Genomic DNA, 24,409 nt, shown 5'->3' with positions numbered 1-24,409 from the left:
GTTCCACGCTCAGAGGTCACGTGGCAGAGGTCAGTCTCCGGACTGGCCCCAGAGTCCGGCGCGCTGCCCGGAGTTGTTCGCCACCGGCACCCCGACGCTGTTGCCCCATTCCGACCAGGAGCCGTCGTAGACCTTGACCTCTTCGCCGAGGATCTGGCTCAGCGCGTACCAGGTGTGGGAGGCGCGCTCCCCGATCCGGCAGTAGGCGATGATCGGGTTCTGGAAGTCCACCCCGGCCGCTTCGTAGATGCTGCGGATCTCCTCGGCGGAGAGGAACTCTCCGGTCTCCTCGTCGACGATCTGGGTCCAGGTGACGTTCACGGAGCCGGGGATGTGACCCCACACCGCGGCGCCCTCGCCCTGGAAGATGTCGGGGTCCACGCCGACCTCGCCGTCGTGCTCCTCGGCCGAACGGATGTCGACCAGGTTGACGGCGGCCACGGCGTCGCCGTCGGCCTCGGTGTTCTGCTCCGCAACCTCGAGCACCTCAGGCTGGAAGGCGCGGATGTCGTGGTTCTGCGGACTGGCCTGGAAGTTCCCCGCCGGAACCGCGGGAACCTCTTCGACGAGTTTGCGCTCGTCATAGAGCTCCCATCTGTGCAGACCTCCGTCGAGCAGCACCACGTCTTCGACGCCGTAGAGGTTGAACACCCAGGAGGCGTAGGCGGCGAACCAGTTGTTGTTGTCCCCGTAGAGGACCACGGTCGAGTCCTCATTGATGCCCAGCGACTGGGCCAGCTCGGTGAACGCTTCGGCGGAGATGAACTCACGAGTGTTCGGCGCGGTGAAATCCTGAGACCATTCCACATATTGTGCCTGCGGGATGTGCGCCTCGGCGTATGGGGTGAGCTCGGAACTGGGCAGATCCTCCGAGACGTCCAGCAGCACGATGTCCTGCTCGTGGAGGTCTCCCTCATCGAGGCGTTCAGCCAGCCAGTCGGTGCTGACCAGCGGCTCATCGGTGTGGACGTCGTCGAACCCGCGATTCTCCCCCGGAATGTCAACGGCCACGACCGTGGTGGCGGTCTCGCCGTCGCCGGTCTCGGCGGCCCCGGATGCGGTGGACGAGCCGCGTGCCGGGTCATCTCCCGTGGAGTTCGCCACCACGAAGCCAGCCGTCCCGGCCAGTGCCGTCGCGGCGACCACGGCGATCACGGTCTTGCCCGGGGATTTCTTCGGCGCCGGGGCCGCTGGCCCGGCAGTCGTCTCATCGGTGCTCATCGGTGCGCCTCTCGTAGTGGGACGAAGTGTGCTGAGCACCACTATGAGACATTATCTTCAACTATGTACAACTTTGCGTTCACATAGAGACACATTCTTTGCGGGCGCCGTGGATGCGCCATGCCCAAGGACCCGCCCCGATGCAGGAAAAGGAGGTCCGGACACAGCGAAGGCCCCGTCTCCGATGATCGTGATCATCGGAGACGGGGCCTTCGCTGTTGTTCGATACTCTGTGCGCGAGGGGGGACTTGAACCCCCACGCCCGTGAAGGCACTGGCACCTGAAGCCAGCGCGTCTACCTATTCCGCCACTCGCGCATACCTGCTGTTCAGGCTCTTTCGGGCCTGTCTCACAACCGGCGATCGCTCCCCGGCAGCGAGAAACATATTACCCATACTCTGGACCGGATGCCTAATCGCCGGGCTGCCGCAGGGACCCCCGGGCGGCTCACCTGGCTGCGCCCGCCCGGCGTTGCCAGCCGCGCCCCGCATCAACCCTAGTATTGGAGGGTTATGTCTGAGCCCAGAACAGCCCGCCGCGAGTCCTGGTCCCCCGAGGACCTCGCCTATCCCCCTGCGCTTCCGGTCAGCGGCGAGCGCGAACGCATCCTGAAGGCCCTCACCGACCACCAGGTCATCGTCGTCGCCGGGGAGACCGGCTCCGGCAAGACCACCCAGCTGCCGAAGATGGTCCTGGAGCTCGGGCTGCACAACCAGGGGATGATCGGCCACACTCAGCCGCGCCGCCTGGCCGCCCGCACCGTGGCCGAGCGGCTGGCCGAGGAGCTGGGCACCTCGGTGGGGCGCGACATCGGCTACCAGGTGAGGTTCAACGCCGAGGTCTCCGGGTCCACCGCCGTGAAGCTGATGACCGATGGCATCCTGCTCGCGGAGATCCAGCGCGACCCGAACCTGCAGCGCTACTCCGCCATCATCATCGACGAGGCCCACGAGCGAAGCCTCAACATCGACGTGATCCTGGGCTACCTGCGTCGACTGCTGCCCTCCCGGCCTGACCTCAAGGTGATCGTCACCTCGGCCACGATCGACCCGGAGCGCTTCGCCCGGCATTTCAGCCCGGACCCGGAGAACTGGACCCGGGAGACCTCCGACGTGCCCATCATCGAGGTCTCCGGACGCACCTATCCGGTGGAGATCCGATACCGCCCGGTGAACCCAGAGGCGGAGCTCGAGGACTTCGACGAGTCCGAGCATTTCGGTGAGACCGAGGACGGCGACTCGCGCATCCCCCAGCGCACACCCCAGCGCGGCTCGCAGCCGGGTGCCAAGGTCCCGGCCGCGGCCGATGAGGAGCGGGATCTCCTCGACGCGGTCAGCGACGCGGTGCTGGAACTCAGCGCCGAACCCGACGGCGACGTGCTGATCTTCTTCCCCGGGGAGCGCGAGATCCGCGACGCGGCGGAGGCGCTCACCGAGACCATCGCGGCGGACCGACGGCTGCGCGGCTCGGAGATCCTCCCGCTCTTCGGCCGGCTCTCCATGGCGGAGCAGAAGCGGGTCTTCTCCCCCGGCGGCCGCCGCCGGATCGTGCTGGCCACCAATGTGGCCGAGACCTCCCTGACGGTGCCCGGGATCAAGTATGTGATCGACACCGGCACCGCCAGGATCTCGCGCTACTCCACCCGGACGAAGGTGCAGCGGCTGCCCATCGAAGCGATCTCTCAGGCCAGCGCCAATCAGCGCTCCGGCCGGTCCGGACGGACCAGCGACGGCATCGCCATCCGGCTGTACTCACAGGAGGACTTCGACTCCCGACCGGCCTTCACCGATCCCGAGATCCTGCGCACCTCCCTGGCCTCGGTGCTGCTGCAGATGTCCTCCATGGGCATCACACGGACCCCCGAAGATCTGCTGGACTTCCCCTTCGTGCAGAAGCCCGACTCCAAGGCGGTCAACGACGCCGTCCGGCTGCTCACCGAGCTCGGCGCGCTGAGCCTCAGAGCCGACTCAGGATCCCAGGCGGGTGGCAGGAAGGGTCGCGGCACCAGCGCGGTGACCCCTGTGGGGCGGATGCTCTCCCAGCTGCCGGTGGACCCGCGGATGGCCCGGATGATGGTCGAGGCGGCCCGCCGGGACTGCCTGCCCGAGGTCACGGTGCTCACCGCGGCGCTCTCGATCCAGGATCCCCGGGAGCGTCCGGCCGAGAAGCGGGCGCAGGCCGATGAGCTCCACTCCCGGTTCAAGGATGAGAACTCCGACTTCTCCGCGCTGCTGAACCTCTGGCGCTACCTGCAGGACAAGCAGACCGAGCTCTCGGGCAACCAGTTCAGGAAGCTCTGTCACCGCGAACATCTGAACTACCTGCGCGTGCGGGAATGGCAGGAGCTGGTCAGCCAGCTCACCGAGATCGCCGATCAGGTGGAGTTCAGCGGAAAGGGCTCCGGCCGGCGTCATGCTTCCTCCGGGCGCCGGGGCAAGAAGCTGCCCGCGGTGGATCCTGCGGCTAAGCATGACCAGATCCACCAGTCGCTGCTCTCCGGGCTGCTCAGCCATGTGGGTCTCTACAATCCCCGCACCCGGGACTATCAGGGTGCCCGCGGGACCCGCTTCGCGGTGTTCCCGGGTTCGCACCTGTTCAAGAAGAACCACGACTGGGTGATGGCCAGCGAGCTGGTGGAGACCTCCCGGCTCTGGGCGCGCTCGGTGGCGAAGATCGACCCCGCGTGGGTGGAGGAGCTCGCCCCGCACCTGGTGAAGACCAGCCATTCGGAGCCGCGCTGGTCCGCCCGCCAGGGCGCCGTGGTGGCCACCGAGAAGGTCACCCTCTTCGGGGTCCCGGTGATCGCTGACCGGCAGGTGCTCTACTCCAAGGTCGACCCCGAATACAGCCGCGAGCTGTTCATCCAGCGCGCCCTGGTCGACGGGGACTGGTCCACCCGGCACCACTTCGACCGGCGCAACCGGGAGCGCTTCGCCGAGCTCGACGAGCTCGAGAACCGCACCCGCCGCAAGGACCTGCGCGCCTCGGATGAGGAGCTGTTCAACTTCTTCGACGCGCGGATCCCGGAGAACATCGTCTCGCAGCGGCACTTCGACTCCTGGTGGAAGAACCAGCGCATCACAACCCCTGAGCTGCTGGACCTCACCGACGTCGAGCTCATGGCGCAGGCGGCCGACGAGCTGGACATCGACTCCTACCCGGAGCACTTCGATCACGACGGGCTGGCGCTCGAGCTGCAGTACGAGTTCAACCCCACCCGATACACCGCCGAGTCCGGCTCCTCCCCCAGCGCGGCGGCCGACGGCGTCACGGTGCGGGTCCCGGTGGTGTTCCTGAACCAGCTCCAGCCCGAGCGCTTCGACTGGCTGATCCCCGGGCTGCGCACCGAGCTGATCACCGCGCTGATCCGCAACATGCCCAAACCGGTGCGGAAGAACTTCGTCCCCGCCCCCGACGTCGCCGCGAAGGCCCGCGCCGGGCTGGAGCAGGACTTCACCCCGGGCGTGGACTCGCTGACCGGCTCGCTGGCCGCGGTGCTGCGCCAGCTCAAGGGACATGTGGTCGATCCGGAGGTCTTCGACACCAGCGCGCTGCCCGAGCACCTGCGGTTCACCTTCGCGGTGATCAGTGAGCGCGGCCGGGTCCTGGACAGCGGCTTCGACCTGCGTGAGCTCCAGATCCGGTTCTCCGGGGAGAACCGCGAGGCCATCGGGCGCAGCCTCTCGGAGGAGCAGACCGCCGACGGCCGGCAGCCAGCACAGCAGCCGGGTCGCCCCGGCGCTGCATCGCAGGCTCAGTCCGGGTCTTCGGCTCCGTCCGCCGCCGCCGCGCAGACGCGTAACGGTCGCGGCAAGAAGCCACAGAAGCCCGCATCCTCTGTCCCGGCGGGCAGGCAGCAGCAGACCTCGTGGACCTTCGGTGATCTGCCCCAGGAGATCACCACGGTGGTCTCCGGGCGCCAGATCATCGGCTATCCCGCCCTGGCTCCGGCCGGCAGCGTCGGCAACGGTGCCGGGGGCGGCTCCGGCGACGGTGCCGGGGCCGACTCTGCGAAGCAGACCGCCCAGGGCGTCTCCTACACGATCCAGGACTCCGCCGCCGAGCAGGCCCGGGTCCACCGGGCCGGCGTCGTCGCGCTGCTGCGCGAGGTGCTCCCCTCCCCGCAGCGCTATGTGCTGGATCATCTGAGCAACCGGGAGCGGCTGGCGTTCAGCCAGTCGCCGCACGGCACCGTGGAATCGCTGGTCTCCGATGCGACGACGGCGGCGCTGGCTCACCTGGTGCCCGTGCAGCTGCCCTACCGCGAGGCGGAGTTCGAGGTGATCGCCCGGAACTGCCGGGCCGAGCTGATCGAGACGGTGCTGCGGCTCACCGATGTGCTCGCGCAGGTCCTGAGCCTCTCCACAGAGCTCGGCTCACGCCTGGAGCGGGTCAGCTCTCCGGCGCTGAAGGCCGCGCGCAGCGACATGACCGCCCAGCTCCAGCAGCTGGTCCACCCCGGCTTCGTCACCGCCACCGGCCAGGCGCAGCTGCAGCATATGCCGCGCTACCTGCAGGCGATGAAGACCCGGCTGGATCGGCTGGAGTCAGGACAGGGGCTGACCCGCGACGCCCAAGACATGGCGGCGGTCCAGGAGCTGGAGGATGAGTACGACGCCGCGCTGGAGGCAGTCCCGGCGCAGCTGCCGGTGCCCGCGGAGCTCGCGCAGGTGAAATGGATGCTCGAGGAGTTTCGGGTGAACCTCTTCGCCCAGCAGCTGGGCACCGCGCAGACGGTCTCGGTCAAGCGGATCCGCCGCGCGATCAAGACTTCGCGCCCCTGAGCTTCTGGCGGCTGGACTTCTTGGCCGCTGGGCCGGTGGGTCAGTCCTTCTCGGCGGGGACGTGCTCGGCGTCGCCCATCAGGCGCAGCGCCACCCGCAGCTTCTCGGCGGACTCGTCCATCCGGGACTGGTCCGGGTCGTCGTCGGCATGGGCGAAGCTGTGATCCGACATCGAGTTCGACGGCCAGACATGCAGATGCAGGTGCGGCACCTCGAAGCCGGCGATGCTCAGCCCGGCCCGCTGGGAGCCGAAGGCCTCGACCTGGGCCTTGCCGATCCGGTGCGCCACCTGGAACAGGTGCGCCATCAGAGAGCCCTCTGCATCGGTCCACTTGTCCACCTCCTGCCGCGGCACCACCAGAGTGTGCCCGTAGGCCATCGGGGCGATGGACAGGAACCCGACGCAGGTCTCGTCCTGCCAGACGAAGCGGCCCGGGATCTCACCTGCAATGATCTTGCTGAAGACTGTGCTCATGCATCTACTCTAAGCCTGACTGCTAGTCTGGAGCGAGCATGAACGAGAGAACCTCCACCCCTCCGGCACGCGGCCGATCCACGCGACAGAAACGTGCCGTCTGGGCCGCCCTGCACTCCCTCGACGACTTCGTCAGCGCCCAGGATCTGCACAAGATCCTCGACGGTCGCGGCGAGAAGGTCTCCCTGGCCACGGTGTACCGGGTGCTGCAGTCACATCAGGAAGAGGGACTCGTCGACGTGCTGCGCCCCGACGACGGTGAGGCGATCTTCCGGCTCTGTGAGCGCGAGGAGCACCACCATCATCTGGTGTGCCGCTCCTGCGGCCTCACCGTTGAGTTCGAGGCCCCCGTCATCGAGGACTGGGCGACCACGCTCGCGCAGGAGCACGACTTCACCGAGGTCCGGCACACGCTGGAGATCTTCGGGCTCTGCGCCAGCTGCGCCGCCATCGCCCGCAGCTGAGGCTCAGGCGGTCAGCGGCCAGCCGGTCAGCACGGCTGCGGCTTGACGTCGGCGGTTGCGACCGCCGCGGCCGACGAGCACACAGACCACGTAGATCATGAAGGAGATCGTGGTGATGTATGGGCTGATCGGCACCGTGCCGGTGATCGCGAGCATGATCCCGCCCACCGAGGAGATCAGCGCGAAGAGCATCGAGAGCAGCACTGCCAGATACGGACGCACCGTGACCTTCAGCGCTGCCGCCGCAGGCACCACCAGCAGCGCGAGCACCAGCAGCGCCCCGACCACCTGGACCGACATCGCCACCGCGACGCCGAGCAGCACCATGAACACCATGGAGAGCAGGTTGACCCGGACCCCGCGGGCCCGGGCCAGCTGCGGGTCCACCGAGGCGAACATCAGCGGGCGCCAGATCAGCAGCAGCACGATGCTGATCACCACGGCGCCGGTCACCAGGGTCTGCGTCTGGATGTCGTCCACGCCGACGATCTGCCCGGTGAGCAGCCCGAACTTGTTCGCACTGCGCCCCTGGTAGAGCGAGAGGAAGAGGATGCCGAGTCCGAGTCCGAAAGGCATCAGCACCCCGGTCACGGCGGAGGTGTCTCGGTCCTTCAGGCTGAGCACCCCGATCAGCACCGAGGCTGCGACGGCGCCCAGCGCTGAACCGGCGACGACGTCGACTCCGATGAGCAGCGCCAGGGCCGCTCCGGCGAAGGAGATCTCGGCGATGCCGTGGACCACCAGAGCGGTCCGGCGGAGCATGATGAAGACCCCGATCAGGCCGCCCATCAGGCCGAGCACACCGGCGGTGATCACCGAGTTCCGGACCAGGGAGAACAACTCCCAATAGCCTTCGGTGGTGAATGAGCCGGTCAGCGTCTCCATCATGGCAGCGCCAGCTCCTCGGGGTGGTGGTGGCAGCCCTCGTCATGGGCGGACATGACCAGAAGCCGTCCCTTGTGCTCGATGACGTCCACCGAGGAGCCGTACAGCTCGGAGAGCACCTCGGAGCGCATGACCTCGGCGGTGGTGCCGATCCGGTATTGTCCGCGGGCGAAGTAGAGCACCCGGTCGACGTGTTCGATCACCGGGTTGATCTCGTGGGTCACGAAGACCACCGCGGAGCCACGCTCCACGGCCTGGCGTCGGATGAGTTCGGTGACGGCCTGCTGATGGTGCAGATCCAGCGAGTGCAGCGGCTCGTCGCAGAGCAGCACGGCGGGGTTCGAGGCCAGCGCCTGGGCGGCGCGCAGTCGCTGCTGCTCCCCGCCGGAGAGCAGCCCCACCGGCATGTCCGCATAGGCGGTGGCGCCCACTGCCTCGAGCAGCTCATCGACGCGGCGGCGCAGCGCGCGGGGGTGCAGTCGGATGCCGAACCGGTGCCCGTCCAGACCCAGCGCGACCATGTCACGGGCGCGCAGCGGGGTCTCTTCGGGCATGGTCTGCTGCTGCGGGATGTAGCCGACCCGGCTGCTGCCGCGGCGCACCGGGGCACCGGCGATCTCTGCCGATCCGGAGGTGAGTCTGGTCAGTCCCAGCAGGACCTTCAGGAACGTCGACTTCCCGGCCCCGTTGGGCCCCAGCACGGCGAGGAACTCACCCGGAGCCAGATCAAGGTCCAGACCCTCCCAGAGGGTGCGGCCGCTGAACCCGACGCTCGCGTCGCGCAGCGTCACCAGCGGGTCAGCCACGCGACTCCTCGACCAGAGTCTCGACGGCGGTGATGTTGGCGTCCATCCACTCCAGGTAGGAGTCGTGCTCGTCGCCGATGGTCTCGTTGAAGTCCAGGACGGCGACGCCGGCGTCCTCGGCGGCCTCTCGGATCTGCGCGGACTGGTTGGTCTCGGTCTGCGGGTTATAGGAGAGCAGATCGATCTCCTGATCGGCGGCGGCGCTCAGCGCCTGCTGGTAGATCCGGGCCGAGACGTCGTCACCGTGTTCGATCGCGGCGAGGAACTGCGGGTCGGTGGCGTCTTCGAAGCCGGCGTCGGTGAGCAGGAACTGCGAGACGGCCTCGGTGGCGAGGAAGCTCATCCCGTCGGCGTCGATGGCCCGGTTCCGCTGATCCATGGCGTCGATCTCCTCGGCGAGGGCGGCGGCGTTGTCCTGGTAGAGCTCGGCGTTCTCCGGGGAGATCTCGGCCATGTGCTCATGGAAGTCCCGGGCGAAGTCGCTCATCGCGGCGAGGTCATACCAGATGTGCTCGTTGACGAAATCGTCGGAGTGGCCGTGTCCCTCGTGCGCATCCTCAGCCTGGTCGTCCTCGGCGTGGTCGTCCTCAGCCTGGTCGTCCTCAGCCTGGTCGTCCTCAGCCTGGTCGTCCTCGTCGTGGTCGTCCTCAGCACGGTCGTCGTCGTGCTCGTCCTCGGCGTCTTCCCCTTCGTCCTCCTCGGCGTGGGCATTCTCGCCCTCGAGGAGCTGATAGACCGCGTCCTCCTTGCCTGAGGTGACGGCCAGACGGGCGAGGAAGGGGTCATACCCGCCGCCGTTGGCGAGGATCACGTCGGCGCCGTCCACGGTCAGCCGATCCTGCGGGGTGGCCTCGTAGGAGTGTGGGTCCGCCGCGGCGTTGTCCACCAGCGCGGTGACCTCGGCGGTGTCGCCGAGGATCTGCTGGGCCAGGTCGGCGTAGACGTCGGTGGAGGTGACCACGCTCAGCGTCTCGCCCTGGTCTGCCGCGGCGCCGCCGTCCTCGTCGGGCGAGCCCGCCGAGCCGGTGCAGGCGCTGAGCAACAGGGTCGTGGCGCCCAGCAGGGCGGCGGAGGGAAGCAGACGTGGCGCGGGCATGGATCGTACTTTCGTCGTGGGGAGGCGCTGTCGGGGCGTGAGCAGCTGAGACCAGCGTACGGCCAGACTTTGTTGAGAACAAATCTCAACTAGACCGTGGTGCGCCGTGTCTCCCTCTGTCGCTCAGCTCTCCTCTGCGCTCACCGTGTGCCGTCGGCGGGAGTCCCAGGACTGGGTGGCGTCGTGGATCTCGCCGACGAGCACCTCCAGCACGTCTTCGAGGAACAGGATGCCGCGGGTGACGCCCTCGGCGTCGATCACGCGGGCCAGGTGGGATCCGGTGCGCTGCATCTGCGCCAGGCACTCCTCGATCTCGTCGGTGAGGCCCATGTTGCCCAGGGAGCGCACCACGGTCACCGGGATGGGCTCCCCGGAGGCGGAGGCGGGCAGGCTCATCACGTCCTTGAGGTGCACGTAGCCGGTGTAGACGTCCTGATCATCTGTGCTGACGAAGCGGGAGAACCCGGTGCGTCCCACGGCCTTCTCCACCTTGCGCGGGGTGACGTCGGCCGGCAGCGTGATCACCTCTTCGACCGGGATCATCACCTCGGCGGCGGTGTAGTCGCTGAACTCCATGGCACCGGCGATGATCCCGGCGTCGTCGCGCACCGTGCCGCCGCGCTTGGACTCGGCCACGATCGATTCCATCTCCTCCAGGGTGAAGGTGGAGACCACCTCGTCGCGCGGGGTGATCCCGAAGGCGCGCAGCACCAGGTTCGCGGTGAGATTCAGCACCCAGATCAGCGGCATCAGGATCCGGTAGAGGAAGACCAGCGGCGGGGCCAGCAGCAGCACCGCGCGGTCCGCCACGGAGACGGCGGCGTTCTTGGGCACCATCTCGCCGATGGTCACGTGCAGGAAGGAGACCAGCGCCAGGGCGATGATGAAGGCGATCACGCTGGCGGCGGTGTAGCTCAGCCCGAACGAGGTCAGCGGCTCGGTCAGCAGGTGATGGATCGCAGGCTCGGAGACCATCAGGATCAGCAGCGAACACACCGTGATGCCCAGCTGGGCGATGGCGAGCATCTGCGAGACGTGTTCCATCGCGTAGAGCGCGGTCTTGGCGCGGGCGGACCCGGCCTCGGCCTTCGGCTCGATCTGGCTCCGCCGGGCACTCATCACCGCGAACTCGCCGCCGACGAAGAAGGCGTTGGCTCCGAGCAGGATCACCAGCCAGAGGATGCCCATCAGGTCGGGGTTCATCGTCGTTCACCCCTTTCGCGGGCATGACGGACATGGTCCGCGCGGTCCTCGGCCAGCTTCTCGGCCCGGGCGGCGGCGTGCTGCAGCGCGGCGTCGCGGGCCCGTGGGTCAGGGGTGAAGCAGAGCCGGTCGATCCGGCGACCGTCGACCCCGACGACGGCGAGCCTGCCGCCGTCGACCTCGACGGCGTCTCCCAGTCCGGCCACCCGGCCCAGGGTGAGCAGCATGAAGCCGGCCACCGTCTCATAGGCGGGATGTTCGGGGATGGCGAGCTCCAGGATCTGGGCGTTGATCTCGTCGGGGCGCAGCAGCCCGGGGAAGAACCAGTCGCCGGAGGCGCTCTGCAGCACTCCGGGAGCGATCCGGTCGTGTTCATCGGCGACCTCGCCCACGATCTCCTCGATCAGGTCCTCCAGGGTGACCACACCGGAGGTGCCGCCGTATTCGTCCTCCACGATGGCCACCTGCAGCGAGGCCTCACGCAGCACCGGCAGCAGCGCATCGAGGTGGATGGTCTCGGGCACCCGGGTGATCTCTGACATCACGGTGGCGGCGACCAGGCCGTGGCGCTTCTCGCGGGGCACGGCCACTGCCTTCTTCACGTGGGTCACCCCGCGGACGTCGTCGACGCTGTCTCCCAGGACCGGGAAGCGGGAGAACCCGGTCTGCCGGGCCAGATCGATGAGGGCTTCCAGGGAGGCGTCGGCGTCGACGCTGGCCATCCGCGGGCGCGGGGTCATCACGTCGGCGGCGGTCTGGTCGGAGAAGCGCAGCGTGCGGTCCAGGAAGGTGGCGGTGCCCTCATCGAGGGTGCCCAGCATCGCGGAGCGGCGCACCATGGAGGAGAGCTCCTCCGGGGTGCGAGCCCCTGAGAGCTCCTCCTTGACCTCCAGGCCGAAGCGGTGGAGGACCTTGTTGGAGAAGCCGTTGAGCACCTTGATCAGCGGGCGGAAGACGGCGGTGAAGACCAGCTGCGGCTTCGCCAGCACCCGGGCCACCCCGTAGGCCTCGGCGATCGCGAGGTTCTTCGGGACCAGCTCGCCGATGATCATGGTGACCATGGTCGCGATGATCAGCGCCACGGTCAGCGAGACCGCGGAGAGCGCCTGCTCGGGCACGCCGAGGGCTTCGAGCGGGCCTGCCAGCAGCGCGCCCAGCGCCGGTTCGGCCACATAGCCGGTGAGCAGGGTGGTCAGGGTGATGCCCAGCTGACAGGAGGAGAGCTGGGTGGAGAGCGACTTCAGGCACCGCATCACCGCCGGAGCAGACTTGTCTCCGCGATCGATCGCGTGCTGGACGGTGGGCTGGTCCAGAGCGACCAGCGAGAATTCGACGGCGACGAAGAACCCGGTGCCCAGGATCAGCAGGAACCCCAGGCCGAGCAGAAGCAGTTCCACTTAGCGCAGCCACCCCCGGCCGAGGCGCTGCGCCTCGGGCGTGTGGATCAGGGGGTGGACGTGGATCAGGTGCGGGCCGCGGCCAGGTTGTCGATGCTCCATGAGATCTCAGAGCTTACCGCCTGGATCACCAGGAACCGGAAAGCGGCTTGCCCTCCTCATATCCGGCTGCGGACTGGACTCCGGCGACGGCGCGCTGGCGGAACTCGTGCAGCGAGGTGGCTCCGGCATAGGTCATCGCAGACCTCACCCCGGCCGTGATGGAGTCCAGCAGGTCTTCGACTCCGGGCTTCGCCGGGTCCAGGTACATCTGCGAGGTTGAGATGCCCTCTTCGAAGATCGACTTCCGGGCCCGCGCGAAGGCGCTCTCCGTGGCGGTGCGGTTCTGCACGGCTCGCGAGGAGGCCATCCCGAAGCTCTCCTTATAGCGCCGTCCGTCGATCCCGGTGAGCATGTCGCCGGGCGACTCATAGGTCCCGGCGAACCAGGATCCGACCATCACCTGGGAGGCCCCGGCGGCCAGGGCCAGGGCGATGTCGCGCGGGTAGCGCACTCCCCCGTCGGCCCAGACATGCTTGCCCATCTCGCGGGCGGCCGCGGCGCATTCGAGCACCGCGGAGAACTGCGGGCGGCCCACCGCGGTCATCATCCGGGTGGTGCACATCGCACCCGGTCCGACTCCGACCTTGGCGATGTCCGCGCCGCCCTCGATGAGCTCGCGCACGCCGTCGGCGGTGACCACGTTGCCGGCCACGATCGGGACCTGCAGTCCGGAGGCCTCCACGGTCGCGCGCACCTCGGTGAGCGCCTCGAACATCTTCTGCTGGTGCCCGTGAGCGGTGTCGACCACCAGCACATCGACCCCGGCGCCGAGCAGCGCCTCGGTCTTGCCGGCGACGTCGCCGTTGATGCCCACCGCCGCGGCGACCTTCAGCCGGGACTTCGCGTCGAGGTTGGGCCGGTAGAGCGTGGAGCGCAGCGCCCCGCGCGGGGTCAGCGCCCCGGCGAGAGTGCCGTCGGAGGTGGTCACCGGGGCGTACTCGGCGCCGGCGGCGTCCATCGCGATGAAGGCCTGTTCCAGGCCGGCGTCGGTGAGCACCTCCTCGGCGGTGAAGCGCAGCGGGGGAATCCGCATCACCGACGCCACGGAGGAGAAGCGGTCCACTCCGAGCCCGTCGTTGGCGGTGACCACGCCGGCCAGGCGCAGGTCCTCGTCGACCACGCAGACGGCGTCGTGGTTGCGCTTGTCCAGCAGGTGCAGCACATCGAGCATGGTGTCTGTGGGATGGACCTTCAGAGCGGTCTCCAGCACCGGATGACAGGACTTGACCCAGTCGGTCACCTGCCGGATGACCTCGAGCGGGACATCCTGGGGCAGGACCCCGAGTCCGCCGCGGCGCGCCATGGTCTCCACCATGCGACGCCCCGTGACGGCGGTCATGTTCGCGGCCACCACTGGAATGGTGGAGCCCGTGGGATCCTCGGCGGAGAGGTCGACGCTCATCCGTGACTGGGTGTGGGATCGCGAAGGGACCAGGAAGACGTCGGAGTAGGTCAGATCGGTGATCGGCTCGTTCAGGAATCTCACGGGGATCCGCGCCCTTCGTAGTGCTGGTGACGATGCTCGCCGCCGGTTCAGCTCAGCGGCGCAGGCGCTGAGGCAGCGGCCCCTGACACGATACCGTGGCCGGTGGCGGCACGGTGCACAAAGTCACTATGCTTGGACGAGGTGAAGATCCACGTGCACGAAGCTGTGCCGGATAACTACACAACACAATGGAAGAGGCGTATCCACAGTGCCAGAGCTAACGTCCAGCCGTCTTGCCGAGGAATTCCCGGGGAACGAATGGTTGGTCGCCGACATATACGACAAGTTCAAGGACGATCCGGATTCGGTGGATCGGAAGTGGGCTGAGATCTTCCGCCAGCTCGAGGGCGACGGTGATTCCCGTCCGTCCGGCACCTCCTCCGCCCCTGCGCCGACGGCGGCCACCCCCGCCGAGCCGAGGAGCAGCTCCAGCTCCGGCAAGGCTGCCGGGTCCGACAGCAACGGTGCCGCGAAGGCCAGCACCGCCTCAGGTGAGAAGTCGGCCGCCAAGTCTCCGGCGAAGCCTGCCGCGGACTCCAAGCCCAGCGCGGACAACCAGCGCGAGTCCACCGCTGAGACCACTCCGGCCACCGCGAAGCCCGCCGAGCCCGAGAAGTCGCAGAAGCCGGCCGGCGAGAAGGGCCCCTCGGTCAGCAAGCCGGTGGCCCCGCGGACCCCGACGACGAAGAAGTCCGAAGGCTCCTCCAGCACTCCCATCCCCTCCGAGCCCTCTGCCGCCAAGGCCGAGTCGGCGACGAAGGAGGAGAAGGAGGACAAGGTGATGCCGCTGAAGGGCATCTCCAAGGCCATCGCGGCGAACATGGACGCCTCGCTGACCGTGCCCACCGCCACCACGGTGCGCGCGGTGCCGGCGAAGCTGCTCATCGACAACCGCACCGTGATCAACAATCACCTCAGGCGCACCCGCGGCGGCAAGGTCTCCTTCACCCACGTGATCGGCTATGCCCTGCTCAAGGCGCTGCGCAAGCACCCCTCGATGAACGTCACCTATGACGTGCAGGACAACAAGCCGGTGGCTGTTCACCCGGCCCATGTGAACTTCGGGCTGGCCATCGACATGCCCCGCCCCGACGGCACCCGTGCGCTGGTGGTGCCGAACATGAAGGCCGCCGAGGAGATGAGCTTCACCGAGTTCTGGGCCGCCTACGACGACGTCGTCAAGCGCGCCCGGGACAACAAGCTCACCCCCGGGGACTACGCCGGGACCACCGTCTCGCTGACCAACCCCGGCGGCATCGGCACCGTGCACTCTGTGCCTCGGCTCTCCAAGGGCCAGGCCGTGATCGTGGGCGTGGGCGCGCTGGAGTACCCCGCCGAGTTCCAGGGCGCCTCGGAGAAGACGCTGAACAACCTCGCCGTCTCCAAGGTCATCACGCTGACCTCCACCTATGACCACCGCGTCATCCAGGGCGCCGGGTCCGGTGAGTTCCTCAAGACCATCCACCAGTACCTGCTCGGCAAGGAGGGCTTCTACGAGGAGATCTTCGAAGCCCTGCGGATCCCGTATGAGCCCATCGCATGGTCCGCCGACATCCAGGTCAACCCTGAGGACCAGATCAACAAGGTCGCCAGGATCCAGCAGCTCATCCACTCCTACCGGGTCCGCGGTCACCTGATGGCCTCGGTGGACCCGCTGGAGTACCAGATGCGCAGCCACCCGGACCTCGACATCGAGTCTCACGGGCTGACCCTGTGGGACCTCGACCGCGAATGGCCCACCGGCGGCTTCGGCGGCAATTCCATGCTGCCGCTGCGCAACATCCTGGGCGTGCTGCGCGACACCTACTGCCGCAGCACCGGCGTGGAATACATGCACATCCAGTCCCCCGAGGAACGCCAGTGGTTCCAGGACGAGATCGAGCATCCCTACGAGAAGCCCACCCGGGACGAGCAGTTCCGGATCCTGGGCCGGCTCAATGCGGCCGAGGCGTTCGAGACCTTCCTGCAGACCAAGTTCGTCGGGCAGAAGCGCTTCTCGCTCGAGGGCGGCGAATCGCTGATCCCGCTGCTGGACACGATCCTCTCCGAGGCGGCCGATGAGGGCCTCGACGAGGTCGCGATCGGCATGGCTCACCGCGGACGCATCAACGTGCTCACCAACATCGCCGGCAAGACCCACGCACAGGTCTTCCGCGAGTTCGAGGGCCGCGAGGCCGGCACCGGCTCGGGCGACGTGAAGTACCACCTGGGCACCCGGGGCTCCTTCACCTCGGACCGCGGCAACTCCACCAGCGTCTACCTGGCCGCGAACCCCTCACACCTGGAGGCGGTCAACCCCGTCCTCGAAGGTGTGGTGCGCGCCAAGCAGGACCGGATCAACCAGGGCGCGGATGCACTGAACTCCTTCTCGGTGATGCCGCTGCTGGTCCACGGCGATGCGGCATTCGCCGGCCAGGGCGTGGTCGCGGAGACGCTGAACATGTCCCAGCTGCGCGGCTACCGCACCGGCGGCACCGTGCACGTGGTCGTGAACAACCAGGTGGGCTTCACCACCGCCCCCTCGGCGGCTCGGTCCATGACCTACTCCACCGATATGGCCAAGGCCATCCAGGCGCCGATCTTCCACGTCAACGCCGATGACCCGGAGTCGGTGGCCCGCGTGGCCCAGCTGTCCTTCCGCTACCGCCAGCGGTTCAACAAGGACGTCGTGATCGATCTGGTCTGCTACCGTCGACGCGGTCACAACGAGGGTGACGATCCCTCGATGACCCAGCCCAAGATGTACAACCTGGTGGAGGCCAAGCGCACCACGCGTCGGCTCTACACCGAGGCGCTGGTCGGACGTGGCGACATCACCCAGGAAGAGGCCGACCAGGCGCTGCGGGACTTCCGCCAGCGGCTGGAGCGGGTCTTCACCGAGACCCACGCGGCCCAGACCCAGCCGATCTCCACGGCTGATCCCGACGCCTCCGGCACCCGGGGCATGGCCCCGACCGCCTCCGAGGACGAGACCAGCACCCCGGACCGTGAAGGCGATGACACCAAGATCAGTGAGGACTCCCTCGCGCACATCGGCGAGGTCCACACCAACATCCCGGAGAGCTTCACCCCGCACCCGAAGCTGAAGTCGCTGCTGGAGAAGCGGGCCAAGATGGCCCGCGAAGGCGGCATCGACTGGGGCTTCGCGGAGATCGCGGCCTTCGGCTCGCTGCTGATGGAGGGCACCGAGGTCCGTCTGGCGGGTCAGGACTCGCGCCGCGGCACCTTCGTGCAGCGCCACGCGGTCTTCCACGACCGGGTCAACGGCGACGAGTGGTACCCGCTGAAGAACCTGACCGAGGATCAGGCACGGTTCTTCATCTATGACTCGCTGCTCTCCGAATACGGCGCACTGGGCTTCGAATACGGCTACTCCGTGGAGAACCCGACTGCGCTGGTGCTCTGGGAGGCTCAGTTCGGCGACTTCGTCAACGGCGCCCAGATCATCATCGACGAGTTCATCGCCACCGCCCAGCAGAAGTGGGGCCAGAACTCCTCGGTGGTCATGCTGCTTCCGCACGGCTATGAGGGCCAGGGACCGGACCATTCGTCAGGCCGTCCCGAGCGTTTCCTGCAGCTCTGCGCCGAGGACAACATGACCGTGGTGCTGCCCTCTTCGGGTGCGAACTACTTCCACCTGCTCCGCCGTCAGGCGGTGGCGCGTCCGCGCCGTCCGCTGATCGTCTTCTCACCGAAGCAGCTGCTCCGCCTGAAGGCTGCGGCGAACTCGGTGGAGGACTTCACCACGGGCACCTTCCAGGAGGTGATCCCAGACCGGGAAGTGGACGCCGCGAAGGTCAAGCGCGTCCTGATCGTCTCAGGCCGGCTCTACTACGACCTCGTCGCCACCCGGAACAAGCACAAGGACGAGGCCACCGCCATCGTGCGGCTCGAGCAGCTCTACCCGATGCCGGTGGAGGAGCTGCAGGCCGAGCTGGACCGCTACTCCTCGGCAGAGGAAGTCGTCTACGCCCAGGACGAGCCGGTCAACCAGGGTCCATGGCCGTTCCTCGGCATGAACCTGCGTCCGCTGCTGAAGCAGGAGCTCAAGCTGGTCTCGCGCGCTGAGTCTGCCGCCACCTCGGTGGGGCAGGCCAAGCGTCACGCCAAGGAGCTGGAGGGCCTGCTCAGCAAGGCCTTCCCGCACCTGGACCTGTGAACCGGATGGAACACTCCACTCAGGATCTCAGAGCCGCAGCCTCCGGTCACCGGCGCCACGTGCGCATCGTCGCCCTGGGCGACGAGCTGCTCAGCGGCGTCGGTGACCCCCGGGCGCTGGGGTGGTTCGGTCGGGTGATCTCCAAGACTCCGATCGAGGGACTCACCCTGGAGAGCTACGCCCTGGCCATGCCCGGTGAGGGCACCGAGGCGCTCTCCGAGCGGTGGCAGGACGAGGCCGTCGCCCGGTTCTCCGGCGCCACGACGGACGGCGGCACACCCGAGCGTCATCTGGTCATCGCGCTGAACGACACGGACCTCTACAGCGCCACCTCCTCCGCCCGATCCCGGCTGAACCTGGCCAATATCCTGGACCGGGCCTCCCAGGAGGGCATCCGGTGCCTGGTGCTGGGGCCGGTCCCGACCCTGGATGCGGAGCGCAACCAGCGGATCTCCGAGCTCAACGCGGCCTACCGGGACGTGGCCTCACGGCGCTCACATGTCTATGTGGACGCCTACACGCCCCTGGTCAGCCACGAACAGTGGCGCAGCGACCTCGCGGCCAACGGCGGACTCCCCGGCCAGGCAGGCTATGGTCTGATCGCCTGGCTGGTGCTGCACCGCGGGTGGTATCCGTGGTTAGGGCTCCAAGAGCCCGTGGCCTAGAATTACCCCAGCCGACGAAAGGAGTTCATCATGAGCAAGCGTGGACGCAAGCGCAGCGCACGTCGCAAGAAGAACGCCAACCACGGCAAGCGCCCCAACTCCTGATCTCAGTGGTCCAAGGCCCTTGCTGCGGCTGACGCGTTTCGAAGCGGCAGCGCAGAACACAGAACCCCCTGCAGAGAATCTCTGCAGGGGGTTCTGTCGTGCTCAGGGCTTGAAGCGAGCCCGAGGTTCAGGGCTGGTGCCGGCTCAGGACTGGTCGTCGTCCTGCTGGTGTCCTGCCTCGACGCGGATCTGACTGATCCGCTCCAGGATCGTGACCTTCAGCGTCTCCGGTGCGCGCTCGGCGCAGGAGCGGCGGACCACGGTGCGGATGATGCACTCCAGGTCGTAGTCGTCGGCGCACTCCGGGCAGGCATGCAGGTGGGCCTCGACCTCATCGATGTCCTCCCGGCTCAGCGCACCGTCGGCGTACTCATAGATGCGCTCCATGCGGGTCTGCTTCTCGGTGCAGTCACCGTCTCTGCAGTTCTCATCAAGCCATTTCCCGGGGCTGACCTCGGTGGCCTGGCTGCGATCTTGGTCGTTCATGGTTTGGCCTCCTGTTTCTTGAAGCCACGTTCGCGGGCATAGTCTTTCAGGAGTTCGCGCAGCAGCTTCCGGCCGCGGTGCAGTCGCGACATCACCGTGCCGATCGGGATGTTCATGATCTCGGCGACCTCTTTATAGGCGAATCCCTCGACATCGGAGAAGTAGACCGCCAGGCGGAACTCCTCAGGGATCTGCTGCAGCGCGTCCTTGACGTCGGAGTCAGGCAGATGATCCAGCGCTTCTGCCTCAGCCGAGCGCAGCCCCGAAGAGGTGTGCTCTGCGGCCTGGGCCATCTGCCAGTCCTCCACGGTGTCCGTGTTGGCCTGCAGGGGCTGGCGCTGCTTCTTCCGGTAGATGTTGATGTAGGTGTTGGTCAGGATCCGGTAGAGCCAGGCTTTGAGATTCGTGCCGGGCTTGTACTGGTGGAATGCGGAGTACGCCTTGGTGTAGGCCTCCTGCACGAGGTCTTCAGCGTCCTGCGGATTGCGCGTCATCCGCATGGCAGCTGAGTAGAGCTGGTCCACGTACTGGAGAGCCTCGCTCTCAAAACGCACGCGACGCTGCTGTTCGGTCTCTTCGGCGACGACGACGCTGCTTGAATCAGCGTCGGTGCCGGTGGCTGCGGGCTTTTCCATCACCTCTGAGTCTACTCGCACAGCGCACACCGGTCGTCGGGCGTCAGGTGTGGGGGCGCGGACGCGCTTCGGGGTGAGAGTCGGCGTGGTCATAAAGGGCACAACGACGACGCCGCGCTGTGCATTCCTGCTCGTCACCTGACGTCCGCACCGGATGAGCGCCGCATCCGCGTCGGATGAGCGCCCATAGGGCCTGCTGATTCCCGTGACAGCCCTGATTGGGTAGATTGGACCTTGAACGATGCTTCAGCGCCACACTCCTACAGGAGGACACTATGTCTCTGCTTCGTAAATTCGCCCGCCCACTGCTGGGCGCGAGCTTCATCGCCAGCGGTGTCGACCGCCTGCGCAACACCGATGATGCCTCGGCGCGAATCGGGTCCACCCTCGAGGAGATCGGCTCACTTCTCCCCCAGGCCGAACCCCTGGTCTCCAACGCCAAGCTCACCACCCAGGTCCTGGGTGGTGTCGAGGTCGTTGCCGGAACCGCACTGGCGCTGGGCCGGTTCCCCCGCGCCTCGGCCCTGATGCTGGCAGGAGTCCACAAGTTCAACAGCTATGCCGAATACCGCAACGCTGAGATCGAGAGTGACTCTGACGTCACCGCTCAGCGCAAGACGCTGCTGAAGAACGCCTCCATCCTGGGCGGCCTGAGCCTGGCCATGGTGGACCTCGACGGCAAGCCGTCGCTGGGCTGGCGCGCCGAGCACCTGGCCAAGACCACCCGCAAGAAGGGCGCCAAGTTCGGCGACAAGACCTTCAAGTGGGCCGATGATCTCGGCAGCGACGCCACCAAGAAGGTGCGCGACTTCGAGAAGCACGCCAAGAAGAACTTCCAGCGCGCCGAGAAGGATGCCCTGAAGGCGATCACCAACGCCTCCAAGGGTGCCAACAAGGGTGTCAAGAGCGCCAAGAAGAAGGTCGGAGCGTAGAACCTAGCGACGTGAGCACTACATCTACACACGCTGCATCGGTGCCCCCGCAGCCGTGGCCTGCGCCACGGGCGGGGGCACCTCTGCGCGCAGAGGTCACCGTTCCCGGGTCAAAGTCCCTGACCAACCGCTACCTGCTCCTGGCCGCCCTCGCCGACGGCCCTTCCGTGGTCATCAACCCGCTGCGGTCCCGGGACTCCCGGCTGATGCTCGATGCGCTGGCGGCCCTGGGCAGCGTCGTGGAGCACATCCCGGACTGGGAGAACTCCGGGGTTCCCGCCGTCCGGATCTCCCCGCTTCCGGCCCTCACCAGCGCCTCTCACCCCGGCCCCATCCCTGACTCTCCCGGCACCGCTGACTCCTCCGGCACCGCCCCGACCACCGGGGCGGTGAGCATCGACTGCGGCCTGGCCGGCACCGTGATGCGGTTCATGCCAGCCGTGGCCGCGCTGACCGGCGCACGGGTCCACTTCGACGGCGACCCCGAGGCACGCGTCCGCCCGATGGGCGCGGTCCAGCACGGGCTGCGCGATCTCGGCGTCGAGATCACCGGCCCGGGCGCTCCCGCACCCGGCGGCGAGGGCCATCTGCCGTTCACCGTGCACGCCCCGGCGGGCATCACCGGGGAAGAGATCACCATCGACGCCTCAGCCTCCTCCCAGTTCGTCTCCGGGCTGCTGCTCACCGCGGCACGGATGCCGTACGGACTCACGCTGCGTCATGTCGGAGAATCGGTGCCCTCGCTGGAGCATGTGGAGATGACGCTGCAGGTGCTGACCGAGGTCGGGGTGAAGGTCAGCTCCCCCGCGAAGCACACCTGGCGGGTGGAGCCCGGCGAGATCCGGGCCTTCAGCGTCCGCGTGGAGCCGGACCTCTCCAATGCCGGACCCTTCCTCTGCGCGGCCGCCGTCACCGGCGGAGAGGTGACCATGCGCGGCTGGCCGATCGTCTCCGCCCAGATCGGACGCCGCTGGACCGAGCTGCTGCCGGCCTTCGGCGCCCAGATCGAGACGGACCCGGAGACCCCCACCACGGTGACCCTGCGAGTCCGCGGCAGGCAGCTGCGCACCCCCGGCGCCGTGGACGGCACCGCCGAGCTGACCCCCACGGTGGCGGCCCTCGCCGCCCTGTGCCAGAGCCCCACACTGTTCACCTCGGTCGGGCACCTGCGCGGACACGAGACGGATCGGATCGCGGCCCTGGTCACGGAGATCCGCCGACTCGGCGGGTCTGCGGAGGAGACCGAGGACGGGTTCGAGGTCACCTCACCGGTGACCCATGGCGGTCTGGTGCGCAGCTATGCCGATCACCGGATGGCCACCTTCGGCGCGGTGCTCGGTCTGGTGCTCGACGACGTCGAGGTCGAAGACATCGCCTGCACCGCGAAGACCATGCCTGACTTCCCGCAGCTCTGGGCAGGGCTGCTGGCGCCGGCGTCGGACGCCGCGCCTGGCGTCGGGCCTGGCTCCGCGGCTGACTGCGTGCCCGGCTCCGGGTCTGTCTCCGCGTCGGGGGCGCGCGGATGAACCGCTGGGCCGATTGGGACGAGTCCCACGTGCGAGTGCGCCCGAACAAGAAGGGCTCCCGACCCCGGACCAAGGAGTCACCCGACTACGCCGACGCCGAGCTGGGCCGGGTCGTCACGGTGGACCGCGGGCGCTACACGGTGCGCCTGGATGACCCCGACGGCGGAGAGCGGATCATCTCCGCAGTGCGCGCGCGTGCGATGCGCCGCACCCCGGTGGTCCCGGGCGACATCGTGGGCCTGGTCGGGGACACCACCGGCGATGCGGGTTCACTGGCCCGGCTGATCCGGATCCAGGAGCGCTCCACGCTGCTGCGCCGCAGCGCCGAGGACACCGACGACGCCGAACGGGTGATCGTCGCCAACGCTGATCAGCTGCTGATCGTGGTCGCAGCGGCGGATCCTGCCCCACGCACCGGATTCATCGACCGGGCCCTGGTCGCAGCCTACGACGCCGGGATCACCCCGATCCTGCTGGTCACCAAGGCCGACCTGGTCGAGGACCCTGCGGATCCGGCCGGACTGATCAGCCACTACGCGGAGCTGGACCTGCAGACCGTGGTCTCCCAGCAGGCCACCGGCACAGCCTCGGGCACCCCCACCTTGGACTCCGCCGCGGTCATCGCGCTGCGCAGCTCGCTGACCGAACGGGTCACCGCGATGATCGGGCACTCCGGGGTGGGCAAGTCCACCATGGTCAACGCCCTGACCGGCGCGGATCGGGCCACCAGCGGGGTCAATGCGGTCACCGGGCGCGGCCGGCACACCTCCTCCTCCGCCGTCGCGCTGAACCTGGAGCCTGCCGATTCCCTCGACGTCGCCGCAGCACGGAACTCCTGGATCATCGACACCCCCGGGGTGCGCACCTTCGGCCTGGCCCATGTGGCCCCCGACGATGTGCTCGGCGCCTTCTCCGATCTGGTCGAAGGCTCCGCGGCCTGCGAGTCCGGCTGCGCCCACGTCTCCCCCGAGGGGGGCTGCGCCTTGGACGCCTGGGTGGCCGATGGCCACGCCGGTGACCACGGCGCCGCCCGGCTGGCCTCGATGCGCGGTCTGATCAGGTCCATGGCGGGCACCGAGGACGGTCCGGAAGAGAAGCGGCTCGGCGCGTAAAGCCGTGAATGCGGGTCCTGCCGCTCGGTGATTGCTAGCGTGGCGCTATGAGCCTTAGCACCAGCGCCTACACCGATGACCTGCGCCTGGCGCATATGATCGCCGATTCCGTGGATGCGAAGACGATGTCCTTCTTCTCCTCCATGGACTTCGAGGTCGAGACCAAGCCCGATCTGACCCCGGTCACCGAGGCTGATCGCCAGGCCGAGGAGCTCATCCGCGGCCAGCTCAGCCGGGCCCGCGGCCGCGACGCCATCCTGGGCGAGGAGTTCGGCTCCACCGGATCCGGACCGCGCCAGTGGGTCATCGACCCGATCGACGGGACCAAGAACTTCATCCGCGGGGTGCCCGCCTGGGCCACGCTGATCGCGCTGGTCGATGAGGGCGAACCGGTGGTCGGACTGGTCAGCGCACCCGCGCTGGGTCGGCGCTGGTGGGCGGCCAAGGACGGCGGCGCCTATACCGGCAAGGCCCTGGCCTCGGCCAAGCGGCTCCAGGTCTCGAAGGTGCCCCAGCTCGAGGACGCGTTCTTCTCCTACTCCTCGCTCGCCGGGTGGCGGAAGATCGGCCGCAGCCAGAACTTCCTGGAGCTCACCGAGACCGTCTGGCGCACCCGCGCCTTCGGCGACTTCTGGTCCTACTGCATGGTCGCCGAGGGTCAGGTGGACATGGCCGCCGAACCGGAGCTGAGCCTGCATGACATGGCGGCCCTGGTGCCGATCATCCGCGAAGCCGGCGGCATCTTCACCTCCCTGGACGGTGAGCCCGGATGCACCGGTGCCAACGGCCTGGCCACCAACGGTCTGCTCCACGAGGCCGCCCTGGGCGCGCTCGCCGCAGATCGCCCCGCCCCGTTCTGAGTTCCGCCCC

General features: G+C 68.0%; 19 protein-coding genes and 1 tRNA gene. 9 read left to right on the top strand and 11 right to left on the bottom strand.

Translation table 11 applies throughout. The features are described from left to right. Positions 1–30: 30 nt before the first annotated feature. Together LSI54_RS03195 and LSI54_RS03190 are read right to left on the bottom strand one after the other, a co-directional pair. Positions 31–1,221: a sulfurtransferase gene (locus tag LSI54_RS03195; protein ID WP_241477742.1), complete on the bottom strand. Its 1,191-nt coding sequence runs from the start codon at positions 1,219–1,221 to the stop codon at positions 31–33. A 233-nt stretch (positions 1,222–1,454) separates the two neighbouring features. Further along, positions 1,455–1,538 (bottom strand) — tRNA-Leu (locus LSI54_RS03190). Positions 1,539–1,733: 195 nt separating this feature from the next. Between LSI54_RS03190 and hrpA the strand changes: the two genes are divergently transcribed. Then, positions 1,734–6,005 carry an ATP-dependent RNA helicase HrpA gene (gene hrpA, locus LSI54_RS03185; protein WP_241477741.1) on the top strand — a complete coding sequence of 1,424 codons (4,272 nt, stop codon included), beginning with the start codon at positions 1,734–1,736 and terminating at the stop codon, positions 6,003–6,005. Positions 6,006–6,045: 40 nt separating this feature from the next. Here the strand turns inward: hrpA and LSI54_RS03180 are convergent, their stop codons facing one another. After that, positions 6,046–6,480 carry an HIT family protein gene (locus LSI54_RS03180; RefSeq protein ID WP_241464303.1) on the bottom strand — a complete coding sequence of 145 codons (435 nt, stop codon included), beginning with the start codon at positions 6,478–6,480 and terminating at the stop codon, positions 6,046–6,048. A gap of 38 nt (positions 6,481–6,518) precedes the next feature. On the opposite strand from LSI54_RS03180, the gene LSI54_RS03175 reads away from it, so the two are divergent. Beyond that, positions 6,519–6,944, top strand: a complete 426-nt coding sequence (locus LSI54_RS03175) for a Fur family transcriptional regulator (protein ID WP_241469976.1) — start codon at positions 6,519–6,521, stop codon at positions 6,942–6,944. A gap of 3 nt (positions 6,945–6,947) precedes the next feature. Here LSI54_RS03175 and LSI54_RS03170 read toward each other — a convergent pair whose 3' ends face one another. From LSI54_RS03170 to guaB1, 6 genes are all read right to left on the bottom strand, one after another. Beyond that, positions 6,948–7,829: a metal ABC transporter permease gene (locus LSI54_RS03170; RefSeq protein WP_370644380.1), complete on the bottom strand. Its 882-nt coding sequence runs from the start codon at positions 7,827–7,829 to the stop codon at positions 6,948–6,950. Next, complete coding sequence (locus LSI54_RS03165; protein WP_241464300.1) at positions 7,829–8,635, bottom strand: metal ABC transporter ATP-binding protein; 807 nt, start codon at positions 8,633–8,635, stop codon at positions 7,829–7,831. The genes LSI54_RS03170 and LSI54_RS03165 overlap by 1 nt, the downstream gene beginning before the upstream one ends. Beyond that, positions 8,628–9,731 carry a metal ABC transporter substrate-binding protein gene (locus tag LSI54_RS03160; protein ID WP_241477740.1) on the bottom strand — a complete coding sequence of 368 codons (1,104 nt, stop codon included), beginning with the start codon at positions 9,729–9,731 and terminating at the stop codon, positions 8,628–8,630. The genes LSI54_RS03165 and LSI54_RS03160 overlap by 8 nt, the downstream gene beginning before the upstream one ends. Before the next feature lie 123 nt (positions 9,732–9,854). After that, a complete protein-coding gene (locus LSI54_RS03155) occupies positions 9,855–10,934 on the bottom strand; it encodes a hemolysin family protein (protein ID WP_241464298.1) in 1,080 nt (359 codons plus the stop codon). Further along, positions 10,931–12,331, bottom strand: coding sequence for a hemolysin family protein (locus tag LSI54_RS03150; protein WP_241477739.1), 1,401 nt, complete (start codon positions 12,329–12,331; stop codon positions 10,931–10,933). The genes LSI54_RS03155 and LSI54_RS03150 overlap by 4 nt, the downstream gene beginning before the upstream one ends. Positions 12,332–12,458: 127 nt before the next feature. Next, complete coding sequence (gene guaB1 / locus LSI54_RS03145) at positions 12,459–13,919, bottom strand: GMP reductase (RefSeq protein WP_241464296.1); 1,461 nt, start codon at positions 13,917–13,919, stop codon at positions 12,459–12,461. A gap of 208 nt (positions 13,920–14,127) precedes the next feature. Between guaB1 and LSI54_RS03140 the strand changes: the two genes are divergently transcribed. Genes LSI54_RS03140 through LSI54_RS13250 form a run of 3 tightly spaced genes read left to right on the top strand, consistent with a single transcriptional unit; the run spans position 14,128 to position 18,848 of the window. Then, positions 14,128–18,078 (top strand): multifunctional oxoglutarate decarboxylase/oxoglutarate dehydrogenase thiamine pyrophosphate-binding subunit/dihydrolipoyllysine-residue succinyltransferase subunit, encoded by a 3,951-nt coding sequence (locus tag LSI54_RS03140; protein WP_342357790.1) that lies wholly within the window; start codon positions 14,128–14,130, stop codon positions 18,076–18,078. A gap of 5 nt (positions 18,079–18,083) precedes the next feature. Continuing rightward, positions 18,084–18,743 carry a GDSL-type esterase/lipase family protein gene (locus LSI54_RS03135; RefSeq protein WP_241464294.1) on the top strand — a complete coding sequence of 220 codons (660 nt, stop codon included), beginning with the start codon at positions 18,084–18,086 and terminating at the stop codon, positions 18,741–18,743. A gap of 30 nt (positions 18,744–18,773) precedes the next feature. Then, positions 18,774–18,848, top strand: a complete 75-nt coding sequence (locus tag LSI54_RS13250) for a 50S ribosomal protein bL37 (protein WP_369699669.1) — start codon at positions 18,774–18,776, stop codon at positions 18,846–18,848. Between the two features lie 144 nt (positions 18,849–18,992). Here LSI54_RS13250 and rsrA read toward each other — a convergent pair whose 3' ends face one another. Then, positions 18,993–19,334 carry a mycothiol system anti-sigma-R factor gene (gene rsrA, locus LSI54_RS03130; protein ID WP_241464293.1) on the bottom strand — a complete coding sequence of 114 codons (342 nt, stop codon included), beginning with the start codon at positions 19,332–19,334 and terminating at the stop codon, positions 18,993–18,995. Further along, complete coding sequence (locus LSI54_RS03125; protein WP_241464292.1) at positions 19,331–19,969, bottom strand: sigma-70 family RNA polymerase sigma factor; 639 nt, start codon at positions 19,967–19,969, stop codon at positions 19,331–19,333. Before LSI54_RS03125 ends, rsrA begins: the two co-directional genes overlap by 4 nt. 275 nt (positions 19,970–20,244) lie before the next feature. On the opposite strand from LSI54_RS03125, the gene LSI54_RS03120 reads away from it, so the two are divergent. From LSI54_RS03120 to hisN, 4 genes are read left to right on the top strand one after another with little or no spacing between them, the layout of a single operon-like run. Beyond that, positions 20,245–20,901: a DoxX family protein gene (locus LSI54_RS03120; RefSeq protein WP_241464291.1), complete on the top strand. Its 657-nt coding sequence runs from the start codon at positions 20,245–20,247 to the stop codon at positions 20,899–20,901. A gap of 11 nt (positions 20,902–20,912) precedes the next feature. Then, positions 20,913–22,427, top strand: coding sequence for a 3-phosphoshikimate 1-carboxyvinyltransferase (gene aroA, locus LSI54_RS03115; RefSeq protein ID WP_241477737.1), 1,515 nt, complete (start codon positions 20,913–20,915; stop codon positions 22,425–22,427). Continuing rightward, complete coding sequence (gene rsgA / locus LSI54_RS03110; RefSeq protein ID WP_241464289.1) at positions 22,424–23,539, top strand: ribosome small subunit-dependent GTPase A; 1,116 nt, start codon at positions 22,424–22,426, stop codon at positions 23,537–23,539. The genes aroA and rsgA overlap by 4 nt, the downstream gene beginning before the upstream one ends. A 47-nt stretch (positions 23,540–23,586) precedes the next feature. Then, complete coding sequence (gene hisN / locus LSI54_RS03105; protein WP_241469982.1) at positions 23,587–24,399, top strand: histidinol-phosphatase; 813 nt, start codon at positions 23,587–23,589, stop codon at positions 24,397–24,399. Positions 24,400–24,409: the final 10 nt, after the last annotated feature.

It is taken from the genome of Nesterenkonia sp. AY15, from assembly GCF_022565855.1.
Classification (GTDB): domain Bacteria; phylum Actinomycetota; class Actinomycetes; order Actinomycetales; family Micrococcaceae; genus Nesterenkonia.
This window is presented reverse-complemented; position numbering and strand designations above follow the sequence as displayed.

What these genes read in the sequence shown, in the direction of transcription:
- LSI54_RS03195 (WP_241477742.1), bottom strand. Translation starts at nt 1,221, where the DNA reads ATGAGCACCGATGAGACGACTGCCGGGCCAGCGGCCCCGGCGCCGAAG.
- hrpA (WP_241477741.1), top strand. Translation starts at nt 1,734, where the DNA reads ATGTCTGAGCCCAGAACAGCCCGCCGCGAGTCCTGGTCCCCCGAGGAC.
- LSI54_RS03180 (WP_241464303.1), bottom strand. Translation starts at nt 6,480, where the DNA reads ATGAGCACAGTCTTCAGCAAGATCATTGCAGGTGAGATCCCGGGCCGC.
- LSI54_RS03175 (WP_241469976.1), top strand. Translation starts at nt 6,519, where the DNA reads ATGAACGAGAGAACCTCCACCCCTCCGGCACGCGGCCGATCCACGCGA.
- LSI54_RS03170 (WP_370644380.1), bottom strand. Translation starts at nt 7,829, where the DNA reads ATGGAGACGCTGACCGGCTCATTCACCACCGAAGGCTATTGGGAGTTG.
- LSI54_RS03160 (WP_241477740.1), bottom strand. Translation starts at nt 9,731, where the DNA reads ATGCCCGCGCCACGTCTGCTTCCCTCCGCCGCCCTGCTGGGCGCCACG.
- LSI54_RS03155 (WP_241464298.1), bottom strand. Translation starts at nt 10,934, where the DNA reads ATGAACCCCGACCTGATGGGCATCCTCTGGCTGGTGATCCTGCTCGGA.
- LSI54_RS03135 (WP_241464294.1), top strand. Translation starts at nt 18,084, where the DNA reads ATGGAACACTCCACTCAGGATCTCAGAGCCGCAGCCTCCGGTCACCGG.
- rsrA (WP_241464293.1), bottom strand. Translation starts at nt 19,334, where the DNA reads ATGAACGACCAAGATCGCAGCCAGGCCACCGAGGTCAGCCCCGGGAAA.
- LSI54_RS03125 (WP_241464292.1), bottom strand. Translation starts at nt 19,969, where the DNA reads ATGGAAAAGCCCGCAGCCACCGGCACCGACGCTGATTCAAGCAGCGTC.
- LSI54_RS03120 (WP_241464291.1), top strand. Translation starts at nt 20,245, where the DNA reads ATGTCTCTGCTTCGTAAATTCGCCCGCCCACTGCTGGGCGCGAGCTTC.
- rsgA (WP_241464289.1), top strand. Translation starts at nt 22,424, where the DNA reads ATGAACCGCTGGGCCGATTGGGACGAGTCCCACGTGCGAGTGCGCCCG.
- hisN (WP_241469982.1), top strand. Translation starts at nt 23,587, where the DNA reads ATGAGCCTTAGCACCAGCGCCTACACCGATGACCTGCGCCTGGCGCAT.